Source organism: Ruegeria sp. CF2, from assembly GCF_056537385.1.
In genome coordinates, this window is record NZ_JBQFRL010000001.1 from 2053936 (window position 1) to 2073047 (window position 19112).

Here is a 19112-nt window from a genome sequence, read left to right on the forward strand (position 1 = left end):
CGACCTGTGCGATGGCACTGGAAACATCGCTTGCAGCGCCAGGCTTGTCGGACGACTTGAAAAAGCAGATTGAGGAAACGTCCTCGGTCATGACTGCCGACAACCGGGGGCTGGACACGCCGCTTGAAGTTCTGTCAGCCGCGTTGTCGGATTACCGAACGATCGTACAAATCCTCTATGATGCCGGATATTTCGGCCCGTCGGTCAGCATCAAGCTGGACGGGAAAGAAGCGGCAGATCTCAGCTCGCTGAGCGTTCCTGCGCAGATCAATCGGGCAACGATCACCATTCGCCCCGGCAAAGCGTACAATTTCGGAACCGCAGTCGTTCAGCCTTTGGCCCCCGATACCGAATTGCCCGAAGAGTTTGCCCCCGGCAAGCTGGCCACGACCGGCGCCATTCAACAGGCGACTTCGGCCGGGATTCAGGCCTGGAAGGACGCGGGCCACGCCAAAGCGAAACTGCGCGATCAACAGATCATCGCCCGGCACGCACAGGCCCAGCTGGACGCCCGGATCGACCTGGATCAGGGGCCGCGCCTGAAGTTCGGCAAGATGTATATCGAAGGCGGCACCGATGTCCGCCACAGTTCGATCGAGAAAATCGCCGGTTTCCCGTCGGGCGAGGTCTACTCGCCCGAAAAGCTGCAAAAGGTCGGCACACGGCTGCGGCGGACCGGTACGTTCAGCACCGTCTCGATCCAGGAACGGGACACGCCGAACCCGGACGGCACGCTGGATTTCGACGCCACCTTCGAGGACTTGCCCAAACGCCGCCTGACGTTCGGGGTCGAACTGGCCTCGCGCGATGGCTTGGACCTGACCGCGACGTGGACCCACCGCAACGTGTTCCGCCGCGCCCAGCGGCTGCGCTTTGAGGCCGCCATCCGAAACATCGGCGGGTCTGAGGATATCGACGGGCGGTTGGGTCTGCGTCTGGATCAGCCCGACCGACTGGGCCCCGACGACAACACCTTCTGGAGCGCGCTGCTCGAGCGCCGAAATACCGACAATTACAGCGTGTCGGTTGCCTCGCTGACCTATGGCGCGCGGCGGACGTTCTCGGAAGAGTTGTACGCCGAGGCAGCTGTGGGCTTTTCCATCTCGAACGCTGACGACGCCTATGGTGACGGCCGCAAGTTCCGGTATTTCATCATTCCGTTCCGGTCCGAGTGGGACAAACGCGACAGCAAGGTCAGCGCCACCCGCGGGTATTACCTGGACAGCCAGTTCATGCCCTTTGTCGGCATCTCGGGCACGGATACCGGGCTGCGCCTGTTTTTCGACGGTCGCGCCTATACCAGCCTGGGCACTGGCGGCCGGATCGTGCTGGCCGGGCGGGTGCAACTTGGATCGATACTCGGCCCCCCGGCGGATGGTGTCACACCGGATTTCCTGTTCTTCTCCGGCGGCGCGGGCACCGTTCGCGGTCAGCCCTATGAAAGCCTTGGTGTCCCCGTCGGCACGGGCATTGCCGGCGGCAAGTCCTTTCTTGGCCTGTCGGGCGAGGTGCGCGGCAAGGTCACTGAAAAGCTGTCTCTTGTTGGGTTTTACGACTACGGTATCGTGGACACGTCTTCGTTCATTGGCAGTGGCGCCGAGTACCACGCGGGCGCGGGCCTTGGCGTTCGGTACGATCTGGGCGGCTTCGGCCCGCTAAGGCTGGACCTGGCGGTGCCTGTGCAAGGTGACACGGGCAACGGGCTGCAGTTCTATATCGGGATCGGGCAAGCATTTTGAGGCGCTACCTTTCATATCCTCTGGCGGTCGGGGCAACCGCCTTTGCCCTGTCCGGCCCCGTGGCCGCGCAAGAGGAAGAGAGTGGCGGTCTGCTGACCGATTTCCTGCAGAACACGTTATCCGGGGACAACCGCAATATCCGGGTCATCGGGCTGGAGGGCGCGCTGAGCTCTCGCGCACGCATCCAGGAGATCACGGTGGCCGACGACGAAGGAGTCTGGCTGACCATCAAGAACGCCGAGCTGGATTGGAACCGGCTGGCCCTGATCCGCGGCCGGTTTTCCGTGAACGCCCTGACCGCCGAAGAAATCGACATCGCACGCGCACCCGGCAAGACCACCACAGACGAACCGGCCGCCACCGCCGAGACCGAACCCTTTCAACTGCCCGAACTGCCCGTGGCGATCGAGATCGGTGAACTGCGCGTCGACGAGTTGTCCCTGGGCGAACCGCTGATCGGCGTTGCAGCAGACCTTTCAGTGGACGGAAACCTGAATCTGGCCGATGGCGCGCTGGACACCAAGCTGGACATCAACCGGTTGGACCGGGCCGGCGATCAGATAAATCTTGTGGCCGGTTTCCAGAACGAAAGCCGGCAAATCGACTTGGACTTGACCGTCTCCGAGGCGTCAGGCGGGTTGATTTCGACCGCATTGAAAATACCGGACAGCCCACCCATCGGCCTGACGGCCAAAGGGTCCGGTCCGATCACCGATTTCACGGCGGATATCGGGCTGAGCAGTGACAATGTCGACCGTGTCTCGGGCCAGGTGCGCCTGCGCGGGATCGAGAAGACCGAAGGGGCGGCAGACGAAGGCATTGCCTTTACCGCCGACCTGGGCGGCGACCTGACCCCATTTTTGGCCGCCAACATGGATACCTTCTTCGGTACGGATACACGTCTGTATGTCGATGGCCGTACAGGAGCCGAAGGTGCGCTGGAGATTACCGAGGCGGACATCACGTCCGAAGCTTTGAAACTGGAAGCGCAGCTCAGCCTTGGAACAGGCGGGGCGCTGCAACTGGCAGCCGTCCAGGCAAGGATCTCGCCGCCGGCCGGGGACGACGTGGTCCTGCCATTCGGTGGAGGAGACACATCCGTCAAGGCCGCACAGCTCTCTGCGCTTTTCGACCACGAAAACGGCAATCATTGGGACCTGAGCCTGACGACCGAGAATGTTGTCACACCCCAAGTCCAGATTGCGCACACGCGGTTGACCGCACAGGGCACCCTGACTCAGATCGGCGGTCTGGACCTGACAGGAGATCTTCAAGCCTCTCTGGATGGTTTGGACTTGGCTGACCCTGCTCTGAACACAGCGGTGGGCGATCGCGTCACCCTTGATGGCCTGTTCGAATACGGACGGAACAAATCGCTCCGACTCTCGGGTTTTGAACTTGGGGGAACCGACTATTCGGCGACCGCCGATGCTGTCGTCAGCGGGCTTGAAAGCGGTCTGAAGATTGACGGATCGGCAACGGTGCAGGCGTCCGATCTGTCTCGTTTCTCTGAGGTCGCCAAATTGGATCTGGGCGGCCGGGCATCGGTCCGGGTCGAGGGGGCGGGCTCGCCGTTGGAGGGCAGTTTTGACGGCAAGCTGGCCGTTTCCGGACAAAACCTGTCCACTGGTCGGGACGACATCGACCCCATCATTGCGGGCGAGACGGACATCACGCTGGACGCCAAGCGGGATGCAAACGGCATCCTGATCCGCGCTTTCACCATCGACGGCGAAACCCTGAACGCACAGGCGGATGGCGCGGTCACCACTCCGAACGGCAATTTCACCATCGACGGCCAGGCCCGGGTGAATGCCTCTGACCTTTCGGTATTCTCCGGCCTCGCCAAGCGCGACCTTGCGGGGACCGTTCAGGCCCAGGTGGATGGCAAGGGCACCGTGAAGACCCTTGAGTTTGATGGCACTGCGCAGGTGACGACTACAGACCTGCAAACCGGGCTGAATCAGGTGGATCCGCTTGTGACCGGCCGCGTTGTCCTGAACTTCGACGGGGCCCGCACCGGTGACCGGATCGAAATCCGCAATGCAACCGTTGACGCAGCCGCGCTGAACGCCCAAGTCGCGGCAACCATCGACGATCCGACCGGAAACTTGGCCTTTGACGGTCAGGCGCAGGTCGATGCCCCCGACCTGTCCGTCTTTTCCAGACTGGCAGGCCGTACGTTGGCGGGCGCGGTCACAGCGGATGTGACCGGTCGAGGGGCCCGTGGCAGCAAAGTCTTCGACGTGCAGGGCAAAATCAATGCAGAGGACATCTTGACCGGAATCGAAGCGGTGGATGCGCTGATCCCCGGACAGACGACGCTGACAGTCGACGCATCAAACGGCGAGGAAGGGCTGAACATCCGCAACTTCCGGCTTGCAGGGACCGCCTTGTCCGCCAACGCATCCGGCATCTTGAGCCGCGAAAGCGGCGGGTTGAGCTTCTCCGCCGGGTTGGACGACCTCGCCCGGGTTTCACAGACTCTGACGGGACCGCTGAAGGTGAACGGGAATGTGGCCCCCACATCCAGCGGAGTTGAGGGCACGGTCAGAGTGACCGGCCCGGAGACCTCCTATGCCAATCTTGTAGGCAGCGTGAATACGGATGGCTCGGCCGATCTGGACTTTGACGCCAAGTTCGATCGGGTCGAACGTTTTGCGCCCGAGTTTCCGGGCAGCTTGACGGCGAAAGGCAATGCAACGCGCCAGAACGGCGTGTGGACCATTGATGCCAATGCCGCCGGACCGGCCGAGATCAGCAGTGCCGTCAAAGGAACCTACGACGAAGCCTCGGGCAATGCCGACATTTCCGCACAGGGCGGCGTCAATCTGGGCATTGCAAACATCTTCATCACGCCCAACAAGATCGACGGATCGGCCCGGTTCGACCTGGCGTTGAAGGGCAAGCCGGCGCTGGAGTCGCTGAGTGGTCAGATCACCACCTCAGGGACGTCGATGGCGATCCCCAGCGTTGGGCAGACCATCACCGATATCGGTGGAACTGTAGACCTTGCCAACAGCCGCGCAACGATCTCGATGCGCGGCGGCATGCGCGCCGGAGGCGGATTTACGGTCAGTGGCCCGGTCGACCTTACACCGCCGTTCAACGCGCAGATCACGACTGCAATCAACAATCTCGTCCTCACCGACAATCTTCTGTACGAGACCACGTTGAACGGCCAGATCGCAATGACGGGCGCGCTGGCAGGGAACAGTTCGTTGGCCGGGCAGATCACGTTTGGCGAGACCAACATCAACCTGGCCGCGGCATCTGGCGCGGTGGGGGCCGCGCCGATCCCCAAGATCGAACACGTGAACGAAAGCAATGCCAGCTACGTCACTCGGGAACGGGCGCAGCTGGTAGAAAAAGAGAAAACGTCGCAATCGGACTCTCGCATATCTCTCGACATCAGCCTGTTGGCCCCCAAGGCGGTTTTCGTACGGGGCCGCGGTGTGAATGCTGAATTGGGCGGTGCGATCTTCATCAAGGGCACCACCAAATCCGTCATCCCGTCGGGCCAGATCGAACTGATCCGCGGTAATCTGGACATCCTTGGCCGGCGGCTGGCGCTGACCAAAGGCGTGGTCAGCCTGCAGGGCGACCTGACGCCGTATATCGAGTTCGAATCCTCGGCCAGCACTTCGGATGGAACCGCAACGTTGGAAATCGCGGGCCCGCTGGATTCTCCGACAGTCGATGTGTTCTCGGACCCCGAACGCCCCGCCGAAGAGGCGTTGGCCATGCTGCTGTTCGGTAACCGCTTTTCCGAACTGTCCCCGTTTGTCATCGCCCAGATGGCCGCGTCGCTGGCCCAACTGAGCGGTGCCGGTGGCGATGCCACCAAGGGCGTTCGGGACGCCACGGGCGTAGATACCGTCGACGTCGGCGCGACCGAGGGCGGCGGCGGGCGTCTGGGCGCCGGCGCTTATCTGAGCGACAACCTGTACACCGATTTCACCGTGAACACCGAAGGCGACACCGAGGTGAACCTGAACCTGGACGTCAGCGACAGCGTGACGGTGCGCGGCACCGTAGATGGGCGCGGCGATACCGGCATCGGGATTTTCTTCGAGCGTGACTACTAGGGTTGGGCGGGACCGCCACCCTAGACCTCTTCGACGGACAAGACCCCACCCAGTGATTTGATGGCACCCTTGATCTGGGGATTGATCGGGAATTCCTGCCCCAGGTCCATCTCGACCTCTCCCGGCAAGCCCGGATCCAGCAGACACAAATGGATCGGCCCTTTCGAGGCGTTTTTGGCCGCCCCCGCAGCATCCGCAAGAACGCTGGCGACCGTCGACAGCGCCTGTGATTGGTCCAAAAAGATACGAAGCCCGGTCGCGCCGGCCTCGGCCACGACTGAATCCGCCGGCCCGACCGAGCGCGCCAGCAGCTTCAGCTGGTCAGCCTCCATCGTGGCTTCGGCCGTCAGCACGACCTGCGCGCCGGTTTCCAGATATTCGCGTGATTTCTCTAGGGTTTCCGAGAACAGCGTCACCTCGTACGCCCCCGTCGGGTCGGACAGCTGTGCAAAGGCGAAACGGTTGCCCTTGGCCGATTTCCGCTCCTGTCGCCCGGCGACCACACCGGCCATCTTGGCGATCAACGGACCCGAGCGTGCCTTTTCGGTAACCTCGTCCAGCGTCATCACCTGCTTGCGTTTCAGCGCGGGCATATAGTCGTCCAGCGGGTGGCCGGACAGGTAGAAGCCGATGGCCTTGAATTCCTCGCTCAGCCGTTCGGCGGGTAGCCAGTCGGGCGATTTCGACAGGCGCGGTTCGGGCAGGTCGTCGCCCGCCTCGCCGAACAGCGAGACCTGGTTCGAGTTCTTCTGTTCGTGGATCGCCGCCGAATACTGCACCAGCTGTTCGAGGCTTTCGAAGACCCGGCGGCGGTTCTTGTCCAGCTCGTCAAAGGCGCCCGCGCGAGCCAGCATCTCCAGCGGCCGTTTTCCGACCTTCTTCAGATCGACCCGGCGGGCAAAGTCAAAGAGGTTGACGAACGGCTTGTCGCCCCTGCCCTGCACCACGAGGTTCATCGCCTCGGCGCCCACGTTCTTGAGCGCGCCCAGCGCATAGACCAGCTTGCCATCCACCACATCAAACGTTGCCTGCGACCGGTTTATGCAAGGCGGCACGTAGGGCAGTTCCAAACCCTTGCGGACCTCTTCGAAATAGATCGCCAGCTTGTCGGTCAGATGGATATCGCAGTTCATGACACCGGCCATGAATTCGACCGGGTGGTTCGCCTTCAGCCAGCCGGTCTGATAGCTGACCACCGCGTAGGCCGCCGCGTGAGATTTGTTGAAGCCGTAGTTGGCGAATTTCTCCAGCAGGTCGAACACCTCGGACGCCTTCTTGGCATCTACCCCGTTCGCGGCTGCCCCGGCCTCGAATTTCGGGCGCTCGGCGTCCATCGCCTCTTTGATTTTTTTACCCATCGCGCGGCGCAGCAGGTCGGCGCCGCCGAGGCTGTAGCCCGCCATGACCTGCGCGATCTGCATCACCTGCTCCTGGTAGACGATGATGCCTTGCGTTTCTTCCAGAATGTGGTCAATCAGCGGGTGGACCGAGGTGATCTTGCGCTGGCCATTCTTGACCTCGCAATAGGTCGGGATGTTCTCCATCGGGCCGGGGCGGTAGAGCGCGACAAGTGCCACGATGTCCTCGATACAGGTGGGTTTCATGCGCTTGAGCGCATCCATCATGCCCGAGCTTTCAACCTGGAACACCGCCACGGTCTTGGCCGCGGAATAAAGCTTGTAAGTGGCCGGGTCATCCAGCGGGATGGCGTTGATCTGGTTCTCGGCCCCCTCGGCCGGCTCATAAAGCTGCCGACCGTCGGCCGCCACGTGCAATGGCCGTCCGGACTTGAAGATCAGGTCCATGGCGTTTTGGATGACCGTCAGAGTCTTGAGGCCCAGAAAGTCGAATTTCACCAGACCGGCCTGTTCGACCCACTTCATGTTGAACTGGGTGGCAGGCATGTCCGAGCGGGGGTCCTGATAGAGCGGCACCAGCTCGTCCAGCGGCCGGTCGCCGATCACCACGCCGGCGGCGTGGGTCGAAGCGTTGCGCAGCAGCCCCTCGACCTGCTGGCCGTAAGTCAGCAGGCGGTCGACCACCTCTTCGTTGCGGGCTTCTTCGCGCAGGCGCGGTTCGTCTTTCAGGGCCTTCTCGATTGACACCGGCTTGACGCCTTCGACCGGGATCATCTTGGACAGGCGATCCACCTGGCCGTAGGGCATCTGCAGCACCCGCCCGATGTCGCGCACCGCGGCCTTGGACAAGAGCGCGCCGAAGGTGATGATCTGGCCCACCTTGTCGCGGCCGTATTTCTGCTGAACATACCGGATCACCTCTTCGCGGCGGTCCATGCAGAAGTCGATGTCAAAGTCGGGCATCGACACCCGTTCGGGGTTCAGGAAGCGTTCGAACAGCAGGCTGTAACGCAGCGGGTCAAGGTCGGTAATCGTCAGCGCATAGGCCACCAGCGAACCCGCGCCCGAGCCCCGACCCGGACCGACGGGGATGTCATGATCCTTGGCCCATTTGATGAAGTCCGCAACGATCAGGAAATAACCGGGAAACCCCATGCCCTCGATGATGTCCAATTCGAAATCCAGACGCTTCTGGTATTCCTCGGGTGGGACAGCGTGCGGGATCACCGCCAGTCGGGCCTGCAGACCCTCGTTGGCCTGGCGGCGTAGCTCCTCGACCTCGTCATCGGCGAATTTCGGCAGGATCGGATCCCGCTTGTAGGCCATGAAGGCGCAACGTTTGGCAATCTCGACCGTATTGTCGATCGCTTCGGGCAGATCGGCAAAGAGCGTGGCCATTTCCTGCGGAGATTTGAAGTAATGCTGCGCGGTCAGGCGGCGACGACCTTCCTGCTGGTCGACATAGGCACCCTCTGCAATGCAGATCAGCGCATCATGCGCCTCATACATGTCCGAGGTCGGGAAATAGACGTCATTCGTGGCCACCAGAGGCAGGTTCTTGGCATAGGCCATTTCCACATGGCCGCGCTCGGTCAGGCGCTCGGCCTCGGGCTGGCCATCCTCGCCGGGATGACGTTGCAGTTCGACATAAAGGCGGTCGGGGAACATCGCGGCCAACCGATCGACCAGCAATTCGGCCGCCGGACGCTGGCCCTGCTGCAACAGGCGGCCAACGGGGCCGTCCGGTCCGCCGGTCAAGCAGACCAGCCCATCGGAATGCGCAGCCAACTCCTCAAGCGTGACCTGCGGCAACTGCCCGCCCTTGTCCACATACAGGCACGAGCTGAGCTTCATCAGATGCTCGTACCCCGTCTCAGACTGTGCCAGCAGTACAATCGGCGCAGGGGGCTTGGGTTTTTCCCCCGGCTGCGCCTGAACATACGCCAGATCAACCTGGCAGCCCATGATCGGCTGCACACCCGCACCGCTTGCGGTGACCGAGAATTCCAGCGCCGCGAACATGTTGTTGGTGTCCGTCACCGCAACGGCGGGCATGTCCATCTGCTCGCACAGCGTTGGCAGTTTCTTCAGGCGCACCGCCCCCTCGAGAAGGGAGTATTCGGTGTGAACTCGGAGGTGGATGAATCGAGGAGTACTGCTCATACGAGGCAGGCTATCGCACTCGCGACCCGGGAAAAAGCCGGAACAGTTAGGGCCGATTGCTGAAAAAATAGCCGCGCATTATTCGGAGATTCCAGAAGGTGCTTCAGCCGACGCCACCGGAGTTACACCAAAATCTCTTTCAATTCAGATGCCTAGACAATAATGACGTGGTGCATATCAAGGCATGGGATCGGGAATGGTACATTCGGCAGGCAGTTTTTCTTGCCAGCGCGCACAGGCTGTTTCTAACATCTTCAGGCAAGCTACAAGCCCGCTTCTTTCTCTACGTCGCATCGAGACAGGAGCACCCATGGGCGCAACCGGGTAAGGCGACGGGTTTCAAGAATGAATATCACGTTTCTTCTGAACGGAGAGACAGTGGAGCTGGCGGATGTCGATCCGACGGCCACATTGCTGGATTGGCTGCGCGAGGATCGCGGTCTGACCGGCACGAAGGAAGGCTGCAACGAGGGCGATTGCGGGGCCTGCACCGTCATGGTGACGGATGAGGCCGGCGCCAAGGCGCTGAATTCCTGCATTCTTTTTTTGCCTCAACTGCACGGCAAGGCAGTGCGCACGGTCGAGGGGGCGAGCGGGCCCGACGGCGAACCCCATCCGGTGCAGCAGGCAATGGTGGACCTTCATGGCTCGCAATGTGGATTCTGCACGCCCGGTTTCGTGATGTCGATGGTGGCCAGCCACGCCAACGGCGCGACGGATCATGACACGCAACTGGCCGGCAACCTGTGCCGCTGCACCGGCTATGCGCCGATCATCCGCGCGGCAAAGGCCGTCGAAGACCAGCCGGTGCCGGTCTGGGTCAAGGACAAGCCGGTTGCAGCCAAGCCGTCCTCACCCCTTCTGCCGAAGTCATCCGACGAACTGGCCAACGTCTTTGCCGCCCATCCCGGTGCAACTTTGATTGCGGGTGCCACCGATGTCGGCCTTTGGGTCACCAAACAGCTGCGGAACCTTGACCCGGTGATCTTTCTGGGCGGCTGCGACGATCTGAAGGAAATTTCGATCACCGAAGACGAGGTCCACATCGGCGCGATGGTGGACATGAACCGCCTGGGCGCGGCGATGGCCGATCTGCATCCGTCCTATGCCGAGATGATCCGGCGCTATGCCAGCGTTCAAGTGCGCCACGCGGCCACGGTGGGCGGCAACATCGCCAACGGCTCGCCCATCGGAGACAATCCGCCCGCACTGATCGCGCTGGGGGCCACGCTGCATCTGCGCAAGGGCGACGAGCGCCGGTCGATCCCTCTTGAAGATTTCTTCATTGACTATGGAAAGCAGGATCGCGCGCCCGGCGAGTTCGTGGAAGCGGTCAGCTTTCTGCGTCAACCCGATCGGCTGAAATGCTACAAGCTGAGCAAACGGTTCGATCAGGATATCTCGGCCGTATGCGGCTGTTTCAACATTACCGTTTCTGACGGCGTCGTCTCGCAAGCCCGGATCGCCTTTGGCGGAATGGCCGGTGTGCCGAAACGCGCGACTCAGGTTGAGGCCGCGCTAACCGGTCGCCCGTGGACGGCGGAAACCGTTCAAAGCGCTTTGCCGGCCTTTGCCGAGGACTATTCCCCGATGAGCGACATGCGTGCCTCGGCCCGCTACCGGCTGGAGACCGCAAAGGCCATGCTCGAACGCTATTTCCTAGAAGATCAAGGCGAGCTGACCAATGTGCTGGAGGTGTCGGCATGAGCGTGACCAAGCCGCTGCCCCATGACGCCGCACCCCTGCATGTGTCCGGCGTCGCCCGTTATGTTGACGACATTCCGACGCCCAAGGGCACGTTGCATCTGGCGTTCGGCCTGAGCCCGATCGCCAAGGGCCGGATAACGGCGATGGACCTGTCAGATGTCCGCGCGGCCCCGGGGGTCGTGATGGTGATGACCGCTGAGGACCTGCCATTTGCCAATGACGTCTCGCCCTCGATTCATGACGAACCATTGCTGTCCGACGGCACCGTGAATTACGTGGGCCAGCCCGTGTTTCTGGTTGTCGCCACCAGCCATCTGGCGGCGCGCAAGGCGGCACGGCTGGGCAAGATCGACTATGCCGAGGAAACGCCGATCCTGACGATCGAAGAGGCTCTGGCCGCAGACAGCCGGTTCGAGGGCGGCCCCCGCATCTATGCCAAGGGTGATGCGGATGCCGCCATCGCGCAGGCGTCGCATGTGATCGAAGGCACGTTCGAGATCGGCGGGCAGGAGCATTTCTACCTGGAAGGTCAGGCGGCGCTGGCGGTGCCGAACGAAGGCAGCGACATGCTGGTGCATTCCTCGACCCAGCACCCGACCGAGATTCAACACAAGGTGGCCGACGCTTTGGGCGTTCCCATGCACGCGGTGCGAGTCGAAACCCGGCGGATGGGCGGCGGGTTCGGTGGCAAAGAAAGCCAGGGCAACGCGCTGGCCGTGGCCTGCGCAGTTGCGGCACGGGCAACCGGTCGAGCCTGCAAGATGCGCTATGACCGGGATGATGACATGACCATCACCGGCAAGCGCCACGCCTTCCGCATCAGCTACAAGGCCGGCTTTGACGAAAACGGCCACATTCAGGGTGTTTCCTTCGTGCACTACGCCATCTGCGGTTGGGCGCAGGACCTGTCGCTGCCGGTCGCCGACCGCGCGATGCTGCATTCCGACAATGCGTACCTTCTGCCCAACGCGCGGATCGAGAGCCATCGGCTGAAGACCAACACACAGTCCGCAACCGCCTATCGCGGCTTTGGCGGGCCGCAGGGCATGGTGGGGATCGAGCGGGTGATGGATCACGCCGCGCATGTGCTGGGTCTGGACCCGGTCGAGCTGCGGCGGCGGAACTACTATGAACCGGCGCATGCAGGCGTTGAAGAACCGGTGCGGGACAAGCCGCTGGGCCACCCGGATCCGCATGAGGATCTGACCAGCCGCGGCGCGGTCGAAACCGGCCGCTCGGTGGTGCGCCCCGTCACCGCCGGTGGGAACACCACCCCGTATGGCATGGAAGTCTCCGATTTCGAGCTGCATCCCATGACCGAAGCCCTGCTGGAGTCCTGCGATTACGCGGCCCGCAAGGCCGCGATCGAGAAGTGGAATGCCGAAAACCGCGTGATCAAGAAGGGCATCGCCTTTTCACCGGTCAAGTTCGGGATTTCCTTCACGCTTACCCACCTGAACCAGGCCGGGGCGCTGGTGCACGTCTATCAGGACGGCTCGGTGCATCTGAACCATGGCGGCACCGAGATGGGCCAAGGCCTGTTTCAGAAAGTTGCGCAGGTGGCGGCCGCGCGGTTCGGCATTCCGCTGGAGATGGTGAAGATCACCGCGACCGATACCGCGAAGGTGCCGAATACCTCGGCCACGGCGGCCTCGTCGGGCAGCGACCTGAACGGGATGGCGGTCAAGGCCGCCTGCGACACGATCCGCGACCGGATGGCCGCCTATCTGGCCGAGCGGCATCAGACCAATCCATCGGCGGTCGTCTTTGCCGATGGCCGGGTCAGCGTGGGCGAGGAAAGCTACAGTTTTGCCGAGGCGGCGGCGCTGGCCTATCAGGGGCGCGTCAGCCTGTCGGCGACGGGGTTCTACAAGACCCCCAAGATCGAATGGGACCGGATCGCCGGACGCGGGCGCCCGTTCTTCTACTTCGCCTATGGAGCTTCGGTGACCGAAGTCGCCGTGGACACTCTGACCGGCGAGAACCGCATCCTTCGGACAGATATCCTGCATGATGCGGGTGCTTCGCTGAACCCTGCGCTGGATATCGGGCAGGTAGAGGGCGGCTATGTGCAAGGTGCGGGCTGGCTGACGACCGAGGAACTGGTCTGGGACGACAAAGGCCGGCTGCGCACCCATGCGCCATCGACCTACAAGATCCCCGCCTGTTCGGACCGACCGGGTGTGTTCAACGTTGCGCTTTGGGATGGTCAGAACCGCGAAGACACCATCTATCGCTCAAAAGCAGTGGGCGAGCCGCCTTTCATGCTGGGCATCTCGGCCTGGCTGGCGCTGTCGAACGCGGTTGCGGCCTGCGGCGACGGGTATCCGGCGATCAATGCCCCAGCCACCGCCGAAGAGGTCTGGACCGCCATTCAACGCATTCGTGGAGGTACCTGATGGGATTTGACCGGGAGGCTTTGAGGGAGGCGGTCAAGACGCATGGCAAGGTGACCCGCGTGGTCATTGCCGCAATCCGAGGCTCGTCCCCGCGCGAGGTCGGCGTCGCGATGCTGGTCTGGAAGGGCGGGCAATCCGGCACGATCGGGGGCGGCACGCTGGAGTATCAGGCGACTGAGGCCGCCCGGGTCCAGCAAAGCCCAACCTGCCTGTCCCGCCATGCGCTGGGTCCCGACCTCGGGCAATGCTGTGGCGGTGCCGTAACGCTGCTGAGCGAGGTCTATGACCTGAAATCCATCGAGGCCCTGGACGATACCGTCATCGCACGCCCGACTGCCGGTGGTGACATGCCATTGTCGGTCAAGCGGCTGCTGGCAACCGCACGCGCACAGGGTATCGCGCCTGACCCGCAATTGCTTGACGGCTGGATGATCGAGCCGGTGCACACACCGACCCGCCAATTGTGGATCTGGGGGGCCGGTCATGTCGGACGGGCGCTTGTGGATGTGCTGTCGCCTCTCCCCGATCTTGCCATCACCTGGGTGGACACCGCCGCCGACCGGTTTCCAGCTGACATCCCAGCAGGTGTAACCGTGGTTCCGGCAGCGAACCCGGCCGACCTCGTGCGCCACGCACCGGTCCAAGCCGAGCACTTGGTGCTGACTTATTCACACAATCTGGATCTGGAACTGTGCAACCGGATATTGACGCACGGTTTTCACTTTGCCGGACTGATCGGCTCGGCTACGAAATGGGCGCGATTCCGCTCGCGCCTGGCTGCGCTGGGTCACTCACCGGCTCAGATCGCCCGGATCACCTGCCCGATCGGTGACCCATCGTTGGGCAAGCACCCGCAGATGATCGCAGTTGGTGTGGCAGCGCAAATTCTGCGCCCCGCCCGACAGAACGACTTGAAGAAGGACCAGAGCGCGTGACCACTCCACTACTGAGCTTGCAGGGGTTGACCAAGGCCTATCCTGGCGTCGTGGCCAACGACCACGTGTCCTTTGACATCGGTGAGGGCGAAGTTCACGCCTTGCTGGGCGAAAACGGCGCAGGAAAATCCACGCTGGTGAAGATGATCTACGGGCTGGTCAAGCCGGACAGCGGCACGATGCTGGTGCGCGGCCAACCCTATGCGCCGGCCGAGCCGCGTGCGGCCCGTGCCGACGGCATCGCCATGGTGTTCCAGCATTTTTCGCTGTTTGACGCCCTGAACGTGGCCGAAAACATCGCCCTTGGCATGGAAAGCCCGCCGCCGATGGGTGATCTGGCATCGCGCATTCGCGAGGTCTCGGAGACCTATGGCCTGCCGCTGGATCCGTATCGTCGGGTTGGTGACCTGTCCGCCGGTGAACGCCAGCGAGTTGAGATCATCCGCTGCCTGCTGCAGGACCCAAAGCTGCTGATCATGGACGAACCGACCTCGGTCCTGACCCCGCAGGAGGTAGATATCCTGTTCGAAACACTGAAAAAACTGCGGTCGGAAGGAACTTCGATCCTGTACATCTCGCACAAACTGGAGGAAATCCGCACGCTGTGCGACCACGCCACCATTCTACGGCTGGGCAAGAACGTGGGTGAATGCACACCCAGTGAAACATCCGCCCGCGACATGGCCGAAATGATGGTGGGATCAGCCCTTCAGACTCCTGAACGGTCCGGGCGCGAGTTCGGGCCCGTCGCGCTGGATGTTTCCGGGCTTTCGGTTCCATCCCCTTCCGAATTCGGGACCGCTCTGAAGAACGTGCACTTGACCGTGCGCAAGGGCGAAGTCCTTGGCATCGGCGGCGTGGCGGGCAACGGTCAGGACGAACTGCTGGGCGTTTTGTCCGGTGAAATCCTGACGGACGCGGATGCGATCCGCTTCAACGGCCAGCCGATCGGCAAACTGGGTCCGACGGCCCGGCGCAGACTGGGTGTGCTGACGGCCCCGGAAGAGCGGTTGGGACATGCCGCGGCGCCGGACATGAGCCTGACGGAAAACGCTCTGCTGACCGGCTCGGTGCGCGAGTCTTTGGAGAAGAACGGTTTTTTGAAATGGGCTGACACCCGCATTTTTGCGGAGAAGATCATTCAGGCATTCGACGTGCGGACCCCGGGGCCGGAAAACGCCGCGCGGTCGCTGTCGGGCGGCAACCTGCAGAAATTCGTCATCGGCCGGGAAGTCCTGCAAAACCCCGAAGTTCTGGTCGTGAACCAGCCGACCTGGGGCGTCGACGCCGCCGCAGCCGCTGCGATCCGTCAGGCCATTCTGGACCTTGCGGCCAAGGGAACGGCGGTGGTCTGCATCAGCCAGGATCTGGATGAGCTGATGGAGATTTCCGACAGTTTCGCCGCCTTGAACGAAGGGCGCCTCAGCGCTCCGCGTCCCACAACTGGCCTGACCGTCGAAGAGATCGGTCTGATGATGGGCGGCGCGCATGGGATGGAGGTGGCCCATGTGTAACCTAAGCTGCCGCCTCTGGCGCAAAAATCCAAAAAAAGACGAAGACTTTGGGGGGATGAGCAAATGATAGTGTTGGAGAAAAGGCCACAGCCGTCCAAGGCGTGGTCGTATGCCACCCCTCTGGTCGCAGTGCTGGCAACCATGGTTTTCGGCGGGTTGCTGTTTGCAATTCTGGACAAGAACCCGGTCGAAGCGATCGGAACCATCTTCTGGGAACCCCTGTTCGGAGAATTCTCATTCTACTACCGACCGCAACTGCTGGTGAAGGGCGCACCGTTGGTTCTGATCGCCATCGGTCTGTCGCTGGGCTTCCGCGCCGGTATCTGGAATATCGGCGCCGAGGGCCAGTACATCATGGGCGCCATCTTCGGCGCCGCGGCCGGCCTGGCCTTCTACCCTCTGGATGCGTGGTACGTCTTTCCAATCATGGTGATCGCCGGCGCGTTCGGCGGCTGGATCTGGGCGATGATCCCGGCCCTGCTAAAGGTTCGGTTTGGCACCAACGAGATTCTCGTCTCCTTGATGTTGGTTTACGTGGCCGAGCAGTTTCTGGCCTCGATGTCGCTGGGTCTGCTGAAAAACCCTGAAGGGTTCGGGTTTCCCGGCTCGCGCAACCTGCAGTCCTATGAAAGCGCCCACAATGCTGAACTGTTTGCCGGAACAGGCATGCACTGGGGCGTCGTCGCGGCCTTTATCGCGGTGATCTTTGCCTATGTCCTGCTGAACCGGCACATGCTGGGGTTTCACATCCGCCTTACAGGCGAAGCTCCGCGCGCGGCACGATTTGCCGGCGTGAATCCCCCGCGGCTGATCCTGTTTTGCCTGGGGCTGTCGGGCGCGTTGGCCGGTCTTGCCGGTATGTTCGAGGTCTCGGGCCCGTCCGGCGTGGTCAGCATCGACTTCAACGTGGGCTACGGCTTTACCGCGATCATCGTGGCGTTTCTGGGCCGTCTGCACCCGGTGGGCATCCTGCTGGCCGGCGGCCTGATGGCGCTGACCTATATCGGTGGCGAAATCGCACAATCCCAGCTGGGGCTGCCCGCTGCGGCCATCCAGGTGTTCCAGGGAATGCTTCTGTTCTTCCTGCTGGCCTTCGATCTTTTGACCAACTACCGCATCCGTGCGGCCCGTAGCGAGGTGGCGTGACCATGGACCTTGGAGAAATCAATCCCGTTCTTTTGCTGGCCTCGTTGATGGTTGCTGCAACCCCGCTTCTGCTCGCGGCGATCGGAGAGCTTGTGGTCGAAAAGGCCGGCGTTCTGAACCTCGGCGTCGAAGGCATGATGATCGTGGGCGCAATCAGCGGATTTGCGATCTCGGTCGAGACAGGCTCGCCATGGTTGGGTTTCGTCGCGGCGGCCGTTGGCGGTGCGCTGCTGTCGCTGCTGTTCGTTCTGCTGACCCAGTTCGCGCTGGCGAACCAGGTGGCCAGCGGTCTTGCGCTGACGCTGTTTGGCTTGGGCTTCAGTGCTCTTCTGGGCCAAAGCTATGTGGGCATCAAACCGCCCAGCATGGGGGACATCCATATCCCGCTGCTCAGCGATATTCCGGTCATCGGTCCGATCCTGTTCCAACATGATCCGATCCTCTATGTCGGGATCGCGTTGACGGCAGCGGTATGGGCCACTCTAAAATACACCCGCGTCGGTCTGATCCTGCGTGCGGTGGGTGAGAACCACGATGCAGCGCATGCTCTCGGCTACAAGGTCATCAAGATCCGCATTATGGCGATCCTGTTCGGCGGGGCCTGTGCGGGGCTTGGCGGTGCATATATCAGCCTGATCCGGGTCCCTCAGTGGACCGAAGGCATGACCGCCGGAGTCGGCTGGATTGCTCTGGCTCTGGTGGTGTTTGCCAGCTGGAAACCATGGCGTGCCTTGCTGGGTGCCTATTTGTTTGGCGGAATCACGGTCTTGCAGCTTAATCTACAGGCAGCGGGCGTTGCCATACCTGTCGAGTATCTGGCAATGTCGCCCTACATCATCACGATCCTTGTGCTTGTGATCCTTTCGGCCGACAAGAGCAGCGCACCAGCCTCACTGGGCCGGACCTTCCACGCCTCGCACTAGGGGCCAACTGTACCAACTTGGGGAGTAACTAAATGAAATTCACTTCACTTCTGGCAAGCGCCGCCATGGCACTTGGCCTTGCCACGGGCGCCGTGGCCGAGGACAAGACAAAGGTCGGTTTCGTCTATGTCGGCCCGGTGGGCGACGGCGGCTGGACCTATGAACACGACAAGGGCCGTCAGGCCGTCGAAAAGCACTTTGGCGACAAGGTAGAAACCGTGTACGTGGAATCGGTGCCCGAAGGCCCGGATGCCGAGCGCGTCATGACCCAGATGGCGCTGGAAGGCGCTGACCTGATCTTCACCACCTCGTTCGGCTACATGGACCCGACCATCAACGTGGCCAAGAAATTCCCGGACGTGAAATTTGAACACGCCACGGGCTACAAGACCGCCGACAACGTGTCGGTCTACTCGGCGCGTTTCTATGAGGGTCGCGCTGTCCAAGGTCATATCGCCGGCAAGATGACCAAGTCGAACATCATCGGCTACATCGGCTCGTACCCGATCCCCGAAGTGATCCGCGGCATCAACTCGGCCTTCATCCACGCCAAGAAGGTGAACCCGGATGTCGAGTTCAAGATCGTCTGGGCCTACACCTGGTTCGATCCGGCGAAAGAGGCCGACGCGGCGAAGGTTCTGATCGAACAGGGCGCCGACGTGATCCTGCAGCACACGGACTCGACCGCACCGCAGGCGGCCGCACAAGAAGCCGGCAACGTGATCACTTTCGGCCAGGCCTCGGACATGAGCGAATATGCTCCGATGCCGCGCGTCAGCTCGATCATCGACAACTGGGCGCCCTACTACATCGCGCGCACCCAGGCCGTGATGGACGGCACCTGGGAGTCGGTGAACACATGGGACGGCATCAAGGAAGGCATGGTTGAAATCGGCGAGATTTCCGACGCCGTTCCGGCCGACGTCAAGGAAGAGGCGCTGGCCCTGAAAGCCGCGATTGCAGATGGCAGCTATCACCCGTTCACCGGGCCGCTGAACAAGCAAGACGGCAGCGCCTGGCTGGCCGAGGGTGAAGTGGCCGATGACGGTACTCTGGCCGGCATGAACTTCTATGTCGAAGGGCTGGAAGGCGACATCCCGCAATAAGCGGGAAATGTACTGTCAGCAAACCCAAAGCCCG

At 62.1% G+C, this 19112-nt stretch carries 10 protein-coding genes; 9 read left to right on the forward strand and 1 reads right to left on the reverse strand.

From position 1 onward, the window contains the following. The first annotated feature begins 11 nt into the window (after positions 1-11). Entirely contained in the window at positions 12-1739 is a 1728-nt protein-coding gene (locus tag ACR0IR_RS10285; RefSeq protein ID WP_254441509.1) for an autotransporter assembly complex protein TamA, read from the forward strand. After that, positions 1736-5827, forward strand: a complete 4092-nt coding sequence (locus ACR0IR_RS10290; RefSeq protein WP_170362858.1) for a translocation/assembly module TamB domain-containing protein — start codon at positions 1736-1738, stop codon at positions 5825-5827. The genes ACR0IR_RS10285 and ACR0IR_RS10290 overlap by 4 nt, the downstream gene beginning before the upstream one ends. Before the next feature lie 20 nt (positions 5828-5847). On the opposite strand, the gene dnaE is transcribed toward ACR0IR_RS10290, so the two are convergent. Next, positions 5848-9348 (reverse strand): DNA polymerase III subunit alpha, encoded by a 3501-nt coding sequence (gene dnaE, locus ACR0IR_RS10295; protein ID WP_170362856.1) that lies wholly within the window; start codon positions 9346-9348, stop codon positions 5848-5850. A gap of 345 nt (positions 9349-9693) precedes the next feature. On the opposite strand from dnaE, the gene xdhA reads away from it, so the two are divergent. From xdhA to ACR0IR_RS10330, 7 genes are all read left to right on the forward strand, one after another. After that, positions 9694-11055 (forward strand): xanthine dehydrogenase small subunit, encoded by a 1362-nt coding sequence (gene xdhA / locus ACR0IR_RS10300; RefSeq protein WP_170362854.1) that lies wholly within the window; start codon positions 9694-9696, stop codon positions 11053-11055. After that, the gene (gene xdhB / locus ACR0IR_RS10305; RefSeq protein WP_170362853.1) at positions 11052-13454 is read left to right on the forward strand and encodes a xanthine dehydrogenase molybdopterin binding subunit; all 2403 of its coding nucleotides are present in this window, start codon (positions 11052-11054) and stop codon (positions 13452-13454) included. Before xdhA ends, xdhB begins: the two co-directional genes overlap by 4 nt. Continuing rightward, the gene (gene xdhC / locus ACR0IR_RS10310; RefSeq protein WP_170362851.1) at positions 13454-14389 is read left to right on the forward strand and encodes a xanthine dehydrogenase accessory protein XdhC; all 936 of its coding nucleotides are present in this window, start codon (positions 13454-13456) and stop codon (positions 14387-14389) included. The genes xdhB and xdhC overlap by 1 nt, the downstream gene beginning before the upstream one ends. After that, positions 14386-15903, forward strand: coding sequence for an ABC transporter ATP-binding protein (locus ACR0IR_RS10315; RefSeq protein WP_170362850.1), 1518 nt, complete (start codon positions 14386-14388; stop codon positions 15901-15903). Before xdhC ends, ACR0IR_RS10315 begins: the two co-directional genes overlap by 4 nt. Positions 15904-15966: 63 nt before the next feature. After that, positions 15967-17049, forward strand: coding sequence for an ABC transporter permease (locus ACR0IR_RS10320; RefSeq protein ID WP_170362848.1), 1083 nt, complete (start codon positions 15967-15969; stop codon positions 17047-17049). Positions 17050-17051: 2 nt separating this feature from the next. Next, positions 17052-17972 carry an ABC transporter permease gene (locus tag ACR0IR_RS10325; RefSeq protein ID WP_170337474.1) on the forward strand — a complete coding sequence of 307 codons (921 nt, stop codon included), beginning with the start codon at positions 17052-17054 and terminating at the stop codon, positions 17970-17972. Between the two features lie 32 nt (positions 17973-18004). Next, positions 18005-19078, forward strand: coding sequence for a BMP family ABC transporter substrate-binding protein (locus tag ACR0IR_RS10330; RefSeq protein ID WP_170337473.1), 1074 nt, complete (start codon positions 18005-18007; stop codon positions 19076-19078). Positions 19079-19112 lie beyond the last annotated feature (34 nt).

Bases quoted from the DNA above. Each gene is read 5' to 3' on its own strand.
- ACR0IR_RS10285 (WP_254441509.1), top strand. From the start codon at position 12: ATGGCACTGGAAACATCGCTTGCAGCGCCAGGCTTGTCGGACGACTTG.
- ACR0IR_RS10330 (WP_170337473.1), top strand. From the start codon at position 18,005: ATGAAATTCACTTCACTTCTGGCAAGCGCCGCCATGGCACTTGGCCTT.
- xdhC (WP_170362851.1), top strand. From the start codon at position 13,454: ATGGGATTTGACCGGGAGGCTTTGAGGGAGGCGGTCAAGACGCATGGC.
- ACR0IR_RS10320 (WP_170362848.1), top strand. From the start codon at position 15,967: ATGATAGTGTTGGAGAAAAGGCCACAGCCGTCCAAGGCGTGGTCGTAT.
- xdhA (WP_170362854.1), top strand. From the start codon at position 9,694: ATGAATATCACGTTTCTTCTGAACGGAGAGACAGTGGAGCTGGCGGAT.
- ACR0IR_RS10325 (WP_170337474.1), top strand. From the start codon at position 17,052: ATGGACCTTGGAGAAATCAATCCCGTTCTTTTGCTGGCCTCGTTGATG.
- dnaE (WP_170362856.1), bottom strand. From the start codon at position 9,348: ATGAGCAGTACTCCTCGATTCATCCACCTCCGAGTTCACACCGAATAC.
- xdhB (WP_170362853.1), top strand. From the start codon at position 11,052: ATGAGCGTGACCAAGCCGCTGCCCCATGACGCCGCACCCCTGCATGTG.